Raw genomic sequence first — 13,951 nt, forward strand, 5'->3', positions numbered from 1 at the left:
CTGGCCTGCTCAACTCGCGATCTGCGCGCCGAGCCCGAATTTCTTGGCGAGCGCACGCCGGTATTCAAGCGACAGGCGATCGCAGGGAACGTGGATTTCCTCTGTCAGATCGAGCGGCAGGTCTTCCGGGCGCTGTTCTTCGACCATCGACTTGTCTTCGTCGTTGATCAGCATCTGGAACTTCTTCCAGTATTCGCCGTCCGGATTGCCGGTGGTGTCGGTGAGCAGCTGGAAAATGCGGGTTTCGCGGGCTGAAACCGGACACACCGTATCCGCCAGATATTGCACGTAATCCGAGCCTTCCGGATCGATGATGATGATCGTCGAAAACGGATAGGTCAGCTCATAGCTGTAGACGACGTTGCGCTCGGTGCCCTCGACGCCGTCAGGGTAATAGTTGGCGCCGTTCGGGTATGGATAGGAAAAGCGCAGTCCGAACTCCGCATGATCGACCGTGTATTGCGGAATAGGAACCGCTGTCGCCGAGCCGAAGCTTTCGGCATGAACCCATGGAAAATGGGCGACGTCATTGAAGTTTTCGACATGGCGGCTCGCCGCCGCGTTCCACGTATCCTTGGGCAGATAGACCGTCTTCCAGTCCGCGTTGGAAAGTCCAGGCCATTGCGGGATCGGCCAGATCGGCTCGCCCTTGAGGCATACCCAGATTATGCCGTAGCGCTCCTCTGAAAGCACGGTCAGCAGCCTGAGCCTGGGCGGTATCTTTGCCGTCGGATCGGTCATCGACGGAATCTTGGTGCACTGTCCGCCATGGTCGAAATGCAAGCCATGCATCGGGCAGACGATCTGGCCGTCGGCCATCCAGCCGGAGCTGATCCTGGTGCCGCGGTGGGGACAGATGTCGCGGGCGACGGCCACGCCCTGCGACGTCCTGTAGAGCACAAGGTCGACATCCAGGAGGCGGGCCCGCACGGGCTTTTCGCCAACTTCGTGAGCATATTCCACGGGATGCCAGAACGAGGAGAGGATATGCCAGTCGCTTTCCGCGAATGTGCATCCGGGCGGCAGCTCGCTCTTCGTCTTCGAGTTGTCGACGGGCAAAAACATAAGTTCAGCTCCCTGGAGCCCGGCCCGATTTGCCATATCTGGTTCGTCGGATCGGCTTTGATTTTCGTAGCTGGATAGTCGGCGAACAGAGGTTTTTGAGGAATGTCCTTGCCGATCCAATGGATATCTTGAATGAAGATCGCGATGGACCGCCGCTTGAAATGCCGGGACAGCGAGGTACGTTACGTGCTCATCCACTGCCGGTTGGAGCCAGCCAATGCAGACAATCGTCGACCCGGAGCACGGCTTCACTTTCGGTGAGGCGCTGTACAATGTGGGAGGGGTTTATGGCCCGCTTCGTAATCGTTACGTGACGCTGCTGCTGGTCCACGAAGGAACAGCCAAGGTGACCTGCGACGACGAAGTGACGATCGTGGAGCGTGGCGAATGCGGCGTCTTTCGCAACGAACAATACGTTTTGTTCGAATATGATCGCGGCCGGGTGAGTTGGTGCGAAGGCTCACCGGGAACCTTGACGGAGTCGATTGCGCAGCGTCTGCGCCAAGTGCCCGCCAAGATTCCGATATCCGAGTCGCTTGAAGCACTTCAGCGCCTTGGCGTCGAACTGGGCTCCGGATCCACGGCCAATCTCAACATGCTGCGCAACGCTCTGGGGCAGACACTCTACGCAGTCTATTTTCACGAAGCCCACGTTTCAGAGCGGGATCGGCATATTCCCCGACCCGTCCATCGCGCCAGAAACTACATCGAGGAAAATTCCGAGAAGGACGTCACGATCAACAGTCTGGCAGATCTGGTGGCGCGAACGCCGCAGCACCTCATTCTGTCGTTCCGCAAACATATCGGCGTCACACCGGCCCGCTATCTCTGGCAGGTGCGCGGAAAACGGGCGCGTCATCTGCTCTTGCACAGCGGCCTGACGATAGCGGAAATCGCATATCAATGCGGCTACAAGAACCCCTACCATTTCTCGCGTCAGATCAAGCAGCTTTTCGGTATGTCGCCAACTGAAGTGCGCGCGAATATGGGCTACCATAAGCCAAGCGAAGTTGCCGAAGATACGGTCGATATCGCGTACTGAGCGGTGTGGAATTTTCGTGGTCTGTCAGCCGGGCCGCGACAAGGCAAGCCCGGCTGATCTTAAGTGATATGGCCGCAACCGGATCGCGCCGTTGTCGACCGCCCGAACGCCGTACCTAGTTGGGCGACAACGCCGTCATCAGCCCGTCGATCTCTTCCGACCATTCCTGCAGCCACCGACGCTTTGTCGTTGCATCGAGCCAGGAGCCGTCGATGCCCGCCAGGATGGCATCCCGGATGTCGCGCGGGGTGAATTTCAGCTGTTCAACCGCCTTGACGTATTCGTTCTCGAGGTCGGTGAAAAACATCGGTGGATCGTCGCTGTGGATCGAAAGTGTCAGTCCGAAATCAAGCATCTGGCGAATGGCGTGATCTGGCGCCGACAGATCGTGCCACGCCGAAGTGACCGCTGCAGTCGAGGGGCATACGGTGAAGAGCACACCCTCATCCTTGCAGCGCTGCATTAGTTGCGGGTCATTGACGACATTGTAGCCATGATCGATGCGCTCGACCTTCAAGGCGTCAAGCGAGCCTCTGATGTAGGCGGCCGGCCCCGTTTCGCCGGCATGTGCGGTCACATGCAGCCCGGACTTGCGCGCATGTGCAAAGACGTCGCCGAAAGGCTCGGGCGGAAATGGCGCCTCGTTGAAGTCCAGGCCGATACCGATCACTTCGTCGGTTCGATGCGCGAGGATCAGTTCGACCATCTCTTGTCCTGCCGCCGGCCCGCGTTCGCGGTTGATGCCGGGCACGATGCGGCTGACAACGCGAAAATCCGTCTCGGCGTCCTTCATGCCGCTCAGGATGCCCTTGAGCTGCGTTTCATATGCTACCCCGCAATCAAGATGTGCGTGCGGGCTGAAGAAGAACTCGACGTAGCGCGCGCCGCTGCGGGCACAGCGCTCGAGCATCTCGTAGGTGATGCGCCTGAAATCGTCGACGTCGACGACGCTTGCCGACACTGCGGAGTAGATGACGAGGAAATCCTCCAGGCTCTTGAAACGATAGAGGTCCTTCGCGTCGTCGACTGGTGGCAGATGCACGCCATTCTTCCTGGCCAGATCCAGTGCGGTTTGCGGGTAAATGGCTCCCTCCAGATGAAGGTGAAGCTCGGTTTTTGGGACTTTCCGGATGAATTCTTGAATATTCACTGGTCTTCTCCACTGCCAACGTAGCTCGCAACTTGTATTGCGCGGACGCCAGGTGGACGATTTTCTGGCCACATCGAACTTCACCAAGGCATTTGGCGGTTGTGGCCGGCTGCCTCATCGTCTCATCGCAATGGCCAAAGTGTCATGCATCAAGGCAGCAAACGAAATATCGGCGACGCTTCGAAGCATATCGTGAATGAAGATAGCGATGAGCCAACGTTGCGGGCCTGAGGGCAATCACGCAGAATGCAGCGGCTATCGGGGCGAGTAGATGAAGATCGTCGTTGACCAGGAGGACGGTTTTTCCTTTGGCGAGGCCGTGTATCCCGTGGGGGGAGTGTACGGGCCGCTAACCGGCAACTATGTCGCGCTGCTGCTGGTGCATGAAGGCACCGCCAAGGCGACATGCGACGGCAAGATCACCATCGTCGAAGCCGGCGAGTGCGGCTTGTTTCTGGGTGAGCAGCTGTCCGTGTTTGAGTACGAGAAAGGCACACGCAACAAGGTGGGCTGGTGCGAGGCGTTTCCTGCGAACCTCCCGGACTCTGCCGCGCTAAGCTTGCGCAACGCGACCAGCAAGATCCCGATCTCCGCACGGATCGAGACTCTCCAGCGACTGGGTTTGGGGCTGACGCAGGGTTCTGACGCGGACACCCACATCCTTTGCGAAACATTGGGGCAGTCGCTGCTCGCCGCTTACTTCCATGAGGCGCAGATATCGGAGCGAGAACGGCACACGCCCCGCTCCATCCACCGCGCCCGTCGTTATCTCGAAGAAAACTTTGCAAAGGAGCTGACGCTTGGCCAACTGGCCGACATGCTTGCGCTCACCCCCCAGCATCTGGTCTCGTCGTTCCGCAAGCACATTGGTGTCACGCCAGTTCGCTATCTCTGGCAGATACGGGCGAACCATGGCCGGCAACTGCTGCTTCACAGCGAACTACCGGTGATGGAAATAGCCGAACGGTGCGGCTACAAGAATCCCTATCACTTCTCGCGTCAGATCAGACTGCATTTTGGCATGTCGCCGACGGAGCTTCGCGCCCAGGCGGCTCATGGGATCTCCAGGGAGCCTACGGCATCATAGCCGCAAGCGGGATCGCTCACTCTCTGCTGTAGGGCACGCCGAGCGCTTCGGGCTGGTGCGTGCGCGACCTGAGCCCAGCCAGCAATACCAGCGAGGCGACATAGGGCAGGATCAGGAAGAAGTGGTGGGGGATGGAAACGCCGACCACCTGGGCATGGATCGCAATCGCCTCGAGCAGGGCGAAGATGAAGATCGCACCGACCACACGGAACGGCATCCAGTTGCCGGCAATGATGGCGACGACGACCAGCCAGCCGCGGCCGGCGATGAGATCGGGCACGAAGCGGTCGGAATAGCCGAGCATGAGGAAGGCCCCGCCGAAGCCCGACATCAGGCTGCCGAACATGATTGCCAGGCACTGGCGCCAGCCGACGCTCAAACCCTTGACGTCAAGCGCCTTGGGGTTCTCGCCGACGCAGCGGATCTCGAGGCCGTATTTGGTGCGGTAGAGAAAGAACCACACTGCGACCGGCAGCAAAAACGCGACATAGGTCAACAGGCGCTGCGAGAACAGGATCGGGCCGAGGAACGGAATATCCGACAGCAGCGGAATGTCGACCTGGTCGAAACCGGCGAACTTCGGCGGCTCGCGGCCGATGACATAGGTCTGGAACCAGAACAGGGTGAGGCCCGAAGCCAGGAGGTTCAGCGCCAGGCCGGCAACGAACTGTTCCGCCTTCAGGACGATCGTGACAAAGGACATGATCAGGCTGATCAGGGCACAAGCGAGCACGGCTGCAAGCAGCGCCAGCCACGGCGAGCCGGTGGTCGAGGCGACGACATAGGCGACAACCGCTCCCAGCAGCATCGTGCCTTCGACCGAGATGTTCCAGATGCCGGCGCGCTGGGTAACCAGTTCGCCCATGGCCGAGAACAAGAGCGGCGTCGCGATCCGGACCATGCCGGCCAGGATGCTGATCAGCAGCGGACCTTGCAGCAACTCAAGCATGGACTTTCTCCTCGACGCGCACCAACTGAAGCTTTGTCGCGACTGCGGCACAGAGGAAGAAGAGCAGCACCAGCCCTTCCATCGCCGAGACCAGGCCCGCCGGCGTTCCGCTTTTCAATCGCATGTAGATGGCCCCGCTCTTCAGCGCGCCGAAGAAAAGTGCGGCCAGCATCACACCGCTCGGCCGCAGGCCGCCGACCATGGCAACGACGATGCCGGAGCTGCCGATGCCAAGCAGCGTCTCGGCACGCAGGCGGTGCGAGGTGCCGAACAGTTCGCCAGCACCGGCAAGACCGGCGAGCGCACCCGACAGCAGCATCACGACCAGCAGCAGCCGCCGGATGTTGGTGCCGCGGAAACGCAGCGCGGTCGGGTTGGAGCCGAAGGCGCGAATCTCGTAGCCGAGTGACGTTTTCTCGAGGAGCACGGCGCAGAAGGCAGCAGCGGCAAGCGCCAGGATGAAGCCGATATGCATCTTGCCTGAGCCCTGGCCGAGCAGGATCGGCCATTCGAGCAGCGGGTTGACCGGCGACGACTGGTGATAGGCAACAGTCAGCCCACTCTCCATCCACGGGCCGCCATCGAGAAGATAGGCGAGGATGTAGATGACGATGTAGTTCAACATCACGGTCGAGATGACCTCGCTGGTGCCGAAGCGGACCTTGAGATAGCCGGCAAGCAGGCCGAGCACGCCGCCGCCGACAAGCCCGGCAATGGCAATCAGCAGCCACGCCAGCCAATAGGGCAACGGTGCCACCCAAAGGCTCATCCAGTAGGCGGCCATCGCGCCGGCAAAGACCTGCCCCTCCTGGCCGATGTTCCAGATCTTGGCGCGGAAGGCGATGACCGTACCGAGCCCGACAAGCAAAAGCGGGGTCGCTTTTGCCAGCGAACCATAGAGCGCGTTCTGGCTGCCGAAGGCGCCTGTCAGCAGCGCCGAGAACGCCTTCGCAGGGTCACCGCCCGAAAAGGCCAGCAAAGCTGCCGACGTCAGGAATGCACATATCATCGCTGCGGAGTAACAGGCGACATTCCAGCTCAGGCTGCTGCCCGAGCGTCGTTGAACTGAAATCATTGGACTGTCCGTTCAGGCTCTTTGGCGTCTCCCGCCATCATCATTCCGAGGTCGAGCAATGAGGTTTCTTCAGGACGTACGATGCCCATGATCCGCCCTTTGAAGATCACCGCGATGCGGTCGCAGAGGCGCAGCAAATCATCGAGTTCCTCCGAGGCCAGCAGCACGGCGAAACCGGCAGCGCGCTTCTCCAGGATCTTTTCGTAGACGAATTCGGAAGCCGCGACGTCGAGCCCGCGCGTCGGCTGGTTGGCGAGCAGCAGCCCGCGCGCATGCAGGAATTCACGCGCCAGGATGACGCGTTGCGCGTTGCCGCCGGACAGCCTTTCGACCGGCAGTTCGGCTGATGCCGTCACCACCTTGAATTCCTCGATCTTCTTGCGGGCGAGCACGCCGAGCTTGCGCCGGTCGAGGAACGGCCCACGGCGATATTCGGGCGCGCGCTGCCAGCCAAGCACGAGATTCTCGGCGGTGCCGAATTCCGGGATCAACCCTTCGCGAAAGCGGTCGTCGGGCACGAAGCCGACACCACGGTCCAGCATTTCGCGTGATGTCGGTGCTACGATCGCCTCGCCGTCGAGCGAAAAGCCGCCGGAGCTCGCCGCACGCACCCCCATCAGGACTTCGAACAGCTCCTTCTGGCCGTTGCCGGCGACACCTGCCAAGCCAAGAACCTCATGCTTGGCGATGTCGAAGCTGACATCCTTGAGTACATCCTCGGCCCAGTCGCCCTTGGCGCAGACATTGCGCACGGAAAGGAAATCGCCAGCCGGCGTAACGGTTCGGTCGCGGACGTGCTTTGTCACCTTGTGGCCGACCATCAGCGCGGTGATCGCCTCCGCCGTGCTACCGGCCGTTTCCACGGTGGCCACGACCTTGCCCTTGCGCAGAATGGTGACGCGGTCGGACTGCATCACCTCACGCAGCTTGTGGCTGATCAGGATGATCGACAGGCCGCGGCTGCGCATGCCCGAGATGATCCTGAACAGCTGGTCCGACTGCTGCGGGGTCAAAACCGCGGTGGGCTCGTCGAGGATCAGCAATTCGGCGCCGAAATAGAGCGCCTTGAGGATTTCCACCCATTGCTGCTCGCCGACCGAAAGCTGCCAGATCTCGCGATCCAGGTCGATGTCGATGCCGCACTCCTGGCAAAGGGCAACCACCTTGCGGCGGGCTTCCGACTTGTTGAGGAAGACGCCGACGTCGGAGCTGCCGACGATGATGTTTTCAAGAACCGTGAAGTTGGAGACCAGCACGAAATGCTGGTGCACCATGCCGATGCCGAGGCGGAGCGCGTCGGCGGGCGAGTTCAGTTCGGCGGTCTTGCCCTTGAACACGATCTCTCCGCTGTCGGCGCGGTAATAGCCGTACAGACAGGCCGAGAGCGTCGACTTGCCGGCACCGTTCTCGCCGAAGAGGCAGTGAATCTCGCCCTTGCGCACGTCGAGGCTGACGCCGTCATTGGCGGCGACCGCGCCAAAGCGCTTGGTGAGATTCTGGACCTTGAGCAGCTCTTCCACCACGACAGGCCGCACCATTTGCGCCGTGCAGTTCACTTCACTTCCGCCGTGTTCACTGCAACGACGAGTTCACGCGAAAGGATCTTCTGCCGGGTCGCGGCAATTTCCTGCTTCACGGCATCAGGCAACTTGGCTTCGAACTCATGGAAGGGCGCGATGTCGGTGCCGCCATCGGCCATGGAGAACCATTTCGGTTCCGCGTTGCCGCTAAACTGGCCACCGGCCTTGTGCTTCTGCCACTCGCCGACAAGCCATTTGAGGTCGGGCTCCCAGTTGATGACCGCGCTGGAAGCAAGCGCTGTCGGTGCATTCTTGCTCTGGTCGCTGATGTTGGCGAAGCACATTATGTTGTGCTCCTCGCAAGGCTTGAAGTTGTCGGTCAGCATGAACACGACGTCAGCACCGGAAGCGATCTGCACATTGGCATGCTCGGCGGCCAGCGCATTGTCCGACCACGAGCCGATGAACGAAACGCGATGCTGGATGTCGGAGCGGACCGAACGCGCTCCCTCGAGATAAGCGTTGATCTGGTCGTTGACGTCGTCGGCGGCAAAGGTGCCGACCAGTCCGATGACACCGGACTTCGTCGTCCGTCCGGCGAGCATGCCAAGCAGATAGGACGGCTCATGCAGGCGCTTGTAGAGCCAGTACTGGTTAGCGCCGATCGGCGCATTGCCGGAGCCGGCCACCACGAACATGATGTCGGGGAATTCGGTGTTCAGCTTCTTGATCTGGTCGGAATAGCGGCCATGGCCCCAGATGATGTCGTATTCGCCGCTCTCGGCGTAGAGGCGCATCGCATTCTCGGCGTCCTCGTTCCACAGCGGATCGGTGTATTCCCAGGAAAGGTCGACGGTCGGCGCGAGCTCGCCCTTGATCTTGTTGAGCGAGTCGAGAAGCGTGCTGCACCAGCCGACATCGACGCGGCTCTCCATGATGATGGCAATCTTCAGTTTGGTCGGCTCGGCCGCCAATGAGCGGGCAAAGCCCGCCAGCAGGATTGCTCCCGCAGAGCCGAGAAGTGCCGCGCGACGGGTGATGTTCGGTGCCATGTAAGGTTCCTCCATTCCAGCTCGAAAACTGTCCCATTCCGCCTGACTGCTCGTGCTCAGCCTGCACAGGGCAGGCCGCGCAAAGCGGCGGAATTCCTGCACCAACGACGTTCCCCTTGGTCTTATCTGTCGTCGGTTTTCGGTCTTGCAACCATTAGCTCAAGCTTTCATGCCGGCTTGGGCGCAACAATGGCTGCTATTTCAGTCAGGCATATCCCTGGTTAAAGACAACGGCTGCACTTCATGCGGCGCGGCTGGTGTTGCCCAAGATGACGCCGTAACGAAGCCCGCGGTCGCGAAGCCAGCGGCGATAGGCAGCAGAGGCCGCGTCCGCGCGGATCGGCACTTCTGCGCGCGTGTCGAGCGGCAACCGCTTCGGCACCTGGTTTTCCAGGATCGGCTTGTCCTGGCCAAGAATGGTCTGGTGGAAGCTGCGCATCGCAGCGAGGTTGGTTACATCGTCGACAAGGCAGATGACGATATGGACCAGCACGCATTCTTCGCTGACCGGCTGGCCAAACAAGGCAATGACGTCGCGGCGCTTGGCGTCCGTCGAGCCTGTCTTGTAGAGCACCGCGCAAAACGGATGCGGGATGCGGTAGATATATTCCGTATCCACGCCGCTATCAGAACCGGCATTGGCCTGCGGCTGGTAGAACTCGCATTCGGTGACCAGAATTTCCGGCGGCTCCGGATAGACGGTGACCTTATAGGGCTTGACCTCGGTGTGCGGCTCTTCGCCGAGGATGCCGGTGTGGACGAAGGGAAAATGCCCCATGTCGAGAAAGTTCTCGACGGCGCGCGGTGCCGACACGGCGACGCGCGTGACGCCCTGGACGATGACATTGCGGTCGGGTTCGTTGAACTCGACGATCTCGAACAGGTCGCGCGGAGGATTGCCCAGCGTCGTCCACAGATAGCCGAAGCGTTCGATCAAAGGCAGCATTTCATCGCCCCGCCATACGCCGAGCACGTCACCACGCCGCCCGACCTGGATCGCCTGGCCGAGCAGGATCGTCGAGATCGTCGCTTGGGCAGGCAACTCGTCGAGGGAAGCCACGACATGCCACTCGTCGAGAGCGACCGGATCTATCGAAGCGAGGTTTCCCATACTGGCCATCCGCAATACTCGTTCAGCACATTGCAGCCTCGAAACAGGCCGCAGGCGATAGTCGTTCGGTTCAGCGATTTCGGAGCGATTGCGGGCGGCATTTGCCCGGCGCCATATCTGGCGAGCACCTGAGTGCCTTATACAGTCGTTCCTCCGCTGCCGGTCTGGCTGGTGTCTTGGCCCAGTTCGGATCGGCAGATGAAGAATTCCACGGATGACGCCCAATCCGCCATGCATGCGGTTGGCAATCGCATATCGCCAGTTCACCCCGCGGCAAGCATGCGTCGGCTTGCGACTAGGCGCTGCGCGCCTGCTCGCGCAGCTCCGTCGGGGAACAGTCGAACGCCAGCTTCACCTGACGAGAAAAGTGGTAGGGGTTCTTGTAGCCGACCTTGTAGGCAATCTCGCTGATCGACAACCCGGTCCGCTGCAAAAGGTGGGCGCCATAGTCGACACGGCAGCGCCAGAGATAACGCGCCGGCGTCATGCCCATATGCTTCTTGAAAGCAGAGACCAGATACTGCGGGCTGACCCGCACCTGTTCTGCAACATGTTCGATGGTGAGGTCGCCGGCGAAGTGCTCGTCGAGGTAGCGCCTGGCGCGCAGGATCGTCTGCGGCACCGGCTTTTCCGCTGCCAGGACCCCTGCCTCGTAGATGTAAGCGTTGAGCAGCGCGTTTGTCAGCGCCTCGCGCAGTCCGCTGCGGCTGTCGCGGTCGCCGATGCCAAGGTCGACGCCAAGTTGCATGAGCGCCTGGACTTGAGGCGTTGCGTCGATGAAAGGCGCGATCTTGCCGGCCTCCTGGTAGAGCCAGCCGGCGTTCTGAGGGCGACCGTCGCACCAGCTGACATGCGAGAAGACCCCCTCCTGCGCAATGTAGTTGTAACGGTCATGCGTCAGCGAGAAAGCGCACTGCCCGGCCTCGAGACGGGTGACGCTGTCATCAGCCTCGATCGTGGCGCTGCCGATATGGACGACGATGAAGGCGAGGTAATCGCCCATGATCGGCCCATACTGGCCGCCGGTCTCATAGGTCAGTTCCCCGAAGGTGTTTTCGCGGCTGAGATCGATCGGGGGCAGACGCATACTGATCTTTCGCAATGTTCACGGACGCGAGCCAGAGCTCACCCCTGCCCTGATGTACTGTGCGCATGATCATCGGGGCATTGCTCCGCCGGCGCAAGCCGACGGAGCCGCGTCTACTCGCAAGACGCGCTAGAACGATGCCTCCATGCGCACGAAGCCGCCGATCATATCGGCGCCGTCGACGGCAAAATTGTCGTAGAAGCCGATCTCCGGCGTGACCATCAGATCCGGCGCGACCTGATATGCGACATTGGCAACCGCGGCAAAGTTCTCGTCTTCGTCATAAGACAGCTGGAAGTTCACCGAGGCTTTGTCGGAAGCCTTGATCGTGGCGCCGCCCCACACGGCCCACCGGCCGCCCCAGATACCGTAGAACTGGGAATAGGGTGCGCTGTCGTCGCTCTTGAGTCCTGCCATTGCGAATGCGGAAACTGTATCGCTGAAGGTGGCATCGAGGCGCAGTTTGCCTGACCACTCCTCCGAAACCGAGTCATAGGCAGCAACCAGGGCCACGCCACCCCAGGATTGCGCGTAGGACAGGCCTGCCACGACATGCGGCATGTAGCTGTCGACGACGAACGGGTCGTAGCCGGTTTCGAGAGAAACGGCCGCGGTGAAGCCGTTTTCGTTCTTGTAGGTGTAGGCGATCTGCGGCGTGGCGAACGGGCCGTAGCCGATCACGTCGTCCTTGGAGACATAACCGGCATAATTGACGAAGGTGATGAACAGCGAGTCGTTCACGCCGATGCGCAAGCCACCCAGCTCGATGATGGCACTCTCGATTTCCATCGCTTCGTGACCGCCGTCAGAGTCGATGTCATGCTGGAAGTTGATGTGCATGTAGCGGCGCAACGTGCCCAATTCAGTCTCCGAGCGGGCATCGATCTTCAACGCCGCGCGGGCACGCTTGAAATAGGTGTCGCCCCGGCCGTCGTCGTCACGGTCCGCGCCAAAAAGGTCGCCCACACCGATCTCGTAGCGAATGTAGCCGCCGACGCGCAGGCAGGTTTCAGTCCCCGGCAGATAGTAGAAGCCGGCACCGTAGGTATCGCAGACGCGGACATAGCCGATCGGCTCCGGTTCGGCGACGACCACGGCATCAGCGGCCTGGGCGCCATAGGGCGCACCGATTGCCAGCGCGCAGCCAAGCGCAATTTTCCTGTAATTCATTGTCCCGGTTCCCTCCCGATTTGTAGATGTTCTGGTTTTCATGCCGGGGTGGACATCCCGCATGCAGGCGGCAATCGTCGCGATCCAGGCGTTCCTCCCCGTCAGCGTCAGGCAGCATGCGTCGCCCCCCATCGCGTGACGGAGGTGCATGCTGCCTGCCGATCAACGACCGGCCTGGATGTTGGTGTGTGCGGCGATTGCGTTGCGACGTTAGGACAGGCGCGGCACCGTCCGAATGGCCGAGATACGCAAAACCATATCTGCAGGTAATGCGAAAAAGAGCCAATGCAGCAGCGGCCAAGCTGCTGCATTGGCGGTCAGCCGCCCAAGGTCAGATTGAACGGCCTTCGTAGATCGGGAACGCTGCGCACAGCCACTCCACCGTCGAGTGAACTGCACGTTCCTGCTCAGTGCCACGGTCGGTGCCGACGGCGTCCAGCACGTCGGCGATCAGCGTGCCGACCTGGGCAAACTCGGCCTCGCGGAAGCCACGGGTGGTGGCAGCCGGCGTGCCCAGCCGAATCCCTGAGGTAACCGCGGGCGGCGCTGGATCGAACGGAATGCCGTTCTTGTTGCAGGTCAGCCCGGCCCGGCCGAGTGCCTCTTCGGCGTCCTTGCCGGAGATACCCTTGCTGCGCAGGTCGACCAGCATCAGATGCGTGTCGGTGCCACCTGAAACGATATCGAAACCGCGCGCCGAAAGTGTCGTGGCAAGCGTGCGCGCATTGGCCACCATCTGCCTGGCATATTCTTTGAATCCATCCTCAAGCGCCTCGCCCAAGGCAACCGCCTTGGCGGCGATGACATGCATCAGCGGACCACCCTGCAGGCCAGGAAAGACCGCCGAGTTCAGCTTCTTGGCGATGTCGGCATTGTTGGTGAGGATCATGCCGCCCCGCGGACCACGCAGCGTCTTGTGCGTGGTCGTGGTCACGATGTCGGCGACTTCCAGCGGGTTGGGATGCACGCCGCCGGCAACCAGTCCGGCGAAATGCGCCATGTCGACCATCATCAGCGCGCCGACGCTGTCGGCGATCGCCCGGATGCGTTTGAAATCGATGATGCGCGGGTAGGCCGAGCCCCCGGCGATGATCAGCTTCGGCCGCGTTTCGAGCGCCTTGACCTCCAGTTCGTCGTAGTCGATCAGGCTGTCACTCTTGCGCACACCATACTGTACCGCGTTGAACCACTTGCCCGACAGCGTCGGTCGGGCACCGTGAGTCAGGTGCCCACCGGCGGCAAGCGACAGGCCCATGAAGGTGTCGCCGGGCTTCAGCATGGCGAGCATGACCGCGCCATTAGCCTGGGCGCCCGAGTGTGGCTGCACATTGACATGGGCCGCGCCGAACAGCCGGCTCGCCCGCTCGATCGCTGCGGCTTCTGCTAGGTCGACATACTGACAGCCACCATAATAGCGGTGGCCGGGATAGCCCTCGGCATATTTGTTGGTCAGCACCGAGCCTTGTGCTTCGAGCACGGCGGGCGAGACGATGTTCTCGGAGGCGATCAGTTCGATCTCCGACCGCTGGCGGGCGGTTTCGCGTGCGATCGCGCCGGCGATCACCGGATCCTGGCGCTTCAAGTCGCGTTGGAAAAAGCCGGACATTCTTGTCTCCTGGCGGCAAGGGGCAGACACCGTTTGG

The 13,951-nt window shown here is 61.2% G+C and carries 12 protein-coding genes; 2 read left to right on the top strand and 10 right to left on the bottom strand.

The window, feature by feature from the left end; translation table 11 throughout:
* Window positions 1-9 precede the first annotated feature (9 nt).
* Window positions 10-1,065 carry an aromatic ring-hydroxylating dioxygenase subunit alpha gene (locus CO731_RS20125; protein WP_159091667.1) on the bottom strand — a complete coding sequence of 352 codons (1,056 nt, stop codon included), beginning with the start codon at window positions 1,063-1,065 and terminating at the stop codon, window positions 10-12.
* Between the two features lie 217 nt (window positions 1,066-1,282).
* Here CO731_RS20125 and CO731_RS20130 point away from each other — a divergent pair, with 217 nt between their 5' ends.
* The gene (locus CO731_RS20130; RefSeq protein ID WP_108608536.1) at window positions 1,283-2,107 is read left to right on the top strand and encodes an AraC family transcriptional regulator; all 825 of its coding nucleotides are present in this window, start codon (window positions 1,283-1,285) and stop codon (window positions 2,105-2,107) included.
* Window positions 2,108-2,222: 115 nt separating this feature from the next.
* Here CO731_RS20130 and add read toward each other — a convergent pair whose 3' ends face one another.
* Window positions 2,223-3,341, bottom strand: a complete 1,119-nt coding sequence (gene add / locus CO731_RS20135) for an adenosine deaminase (protein WP_343207457.1) — start codon at window positions 3,339-3,341, stop codon at window positions 2,223-2,225.
* A 187-nt stretch (window positions 3,342-3,528) separates the two neighbouring features.
* Between add and CO731_RS20140 the strand changes: the two genes are divergently transcribed.
* A complete protein-coding gene (locus CO731_RS20140) occupies window positions 3,529-4,344 on the top strand; it encodes an AraC family transcriptional regulator (RefSeq protein ID WP_108608538.1) in 816 nt (271 codons plus the stop codon).
* A 16-nt stretch (window positions 4,345-4,360) separates the two neighbouring features.
* Here the strand turns inward: CO731_RS20140 and CO731_RS20145 are convergent, their stop codons facing one another.
* From CO731_RS20145 to glyA, 8 genes are all read right to left on the bottom strand, one after another.
* A complete protein-coding gene (locus CO731_RS20145; RefSeq protein WP_108608539.1) occupies window positions 4,361-5,293 on the bottom strand; it encodes an ABC transporter permease in 933 nt (310 codons plus the stop codon).
* Entirely contained in the window at window positions 5,286-6,368 is a 1,083-nt protein-coding gene (locus CO731_RS20150) for an ABC transporter permease (RefSeq protein WP_108608540.1), read from the bottom strand. The genes CO731_RS20145 and CO731_RS20150 overlap by 8 nt, the downstream gene beginning before the upstream one ends.
* Window positions 6,365-7,924, bottom strand: coding sequence for an ABC transporter ATP-binding protein (locus CO731_RS20155; protein ID WP_245439428.1), 1,560 nt, complete (start codon window positions 7,922-7,924; stop codon window positions 6,365-6,367). Before CO731_RS20155 ends, CO731_RS20150 begins: the two co-directional genes overlap by 4 nt.
* Window positions 7,921-8,940 (bottom strand): BMP family protein, encoded by a 1,020-nt coding sequence (locus CO731_RS20160; protein WP_108609950.1) that lies wholly within the window; start codon window positions 8,938-8,940, stop codon window positions 7,921-7,923. The genes CO731_RS20155 and CO731_RS20160 overlap by 4 nt, the downstream gene beginning before the upstream one ends.
* A 241-nt stretch (window positions 8,941-9,181) precedes the next feature.
* The gene (locus CO731_RS20165) at window positions 9,182-10,051 is read right to left on the bottom strand and encodes an aromatic ring-hydroxylating dioxygenase subunit alpha (protein WP_108608541.1); all 870 of its coding nucleotides are present in this window, start codon (window positions 10,049-10,051) and stop codon (window positions 9,182-9,184) included.
* Between the two features lie 295 nt (window positions 10,052-10,346).
* Window positions 10,347-11,138 carry an AraC family transcriptional regulator gene (locus CO731_RS20170; RefSeq protein WP_108608542.1) on the bottom strand — a complete coding sequence of 264 codons (792 nt, stop codon included), beginning with the start codon at window positions 11,136-11,138 and terminating at the stop codon, window positions 10,347-10,349.
* Window positions 11,139-11,267: 129 nt separating this feature from the next.
* Window positions 11,268-12,308, bottom strand: coding sequence for a porin (locus tag CO731_RS20175; protein WP_108608543.1), 1,041 nt, complete (start codon window positions 12,306-12,308; stop codon window positions 11,268-11,270).
* A gap of 331 nt (window positions 12,309-12,639) precedes the next feature.
* Window positions 12,640-13,914, bottom strand: coding sequence for a serine hydroxymethyltransferase (glyA, locus tag CO731_RS20180; RefSeq protein ID WP_108608544.1), 1,275 nt, complete (start codon window positions 13,912-13,914; stop codon window positions 12,640-12,642).
* Window positions 13,915-13,951 lie beyond the last annotated feature (37 nt).

The organism is Aminobacter sp. MSH1 (assembly GCF_003071665.1).
Taxonomy (GTDB): domain Bacteria; phylum Pseudomonadota; class Alphaproteobacteria; order Rhizobiales; family Rhizobiaceae; genus Aminobacter; species Aminobacter niigataensis.

Excerpts from the sequence above, each read along its gene's own strand:
- CO731_RS20150 (WP_108608540.1), bottom strand. The coding sequence starts at position 6,368 with ATGATTTCAGTTCAACGACGCTCGGGCAGCAGCCTGAGCTGGAATGTC.
- CO731_RS20165 (WP_108608541.1), bottom strand. The coding sequence starts at position 10,051 with ATGGGAAACCTCGCTTCGATAGATCCGGTCGCTCTCGACGAGTGGCAT.
- CO731_RS20125 (WP_159091667.1), bottom strand. The coding sequence starts at position 1,065 with ATGTTTTTGCCCGTCGACAACTCGAAGACGAAGAGCGAGCTGCCGCCC.
- CO731_RS20140 (WP_108608538.1), top strand. The coding sequence starts at position 3,529 with ATGAAGATCGTCGTTGACCAGGAGGACGGTTTTTCCTTTGGCGAGGCC.
- glyA (WP_108608544.1), bottom strand. The coding sequence starts at position 13,914 with ATGTCCGGCTTTTTCCAACGCGACTTGAAGCGCCAGGATCCGGTGATC.
- CO731_RS20160 (WP_108609950.1), bottom strand. The coding sequence starts at position 8,940 with ATGGCACCGAACATCACCCGTCGCGCGGCACTTCTCGGCTCTGCGGGA.
- CO731_RS20170 (WP_108608542.1), bottom strand. The coding sequence starts at position 11,138 with ATGCGTCTGCCCCCGATCGATCTCAGCCGCGAAAACACCTTCGGGGAA.
- CO731_RS20145 (WP_108608539.1), bottom strand. The coding sequence starts at position 5,293 with ATGCTTGAGTTGCTGCAAGGTCCGCTGCTGATCAGCATCCTGGCCGGC.
- CO731_RS20130 (WP_108608536.1), top strand. The coding sequence starts at position 1,283 with ATGCAGACAATCGTCGACCCGGAGCACGGCTTCACTTTCGGTGAGGCG.
- CO731_RS20175 (WP_108608543.1), bottom strand. The coding sequence starts at position 12,308 with ATGAATTACAGGAAAATTGCGCTTGGCTGCGCGCTGGCAATCGGTGCG.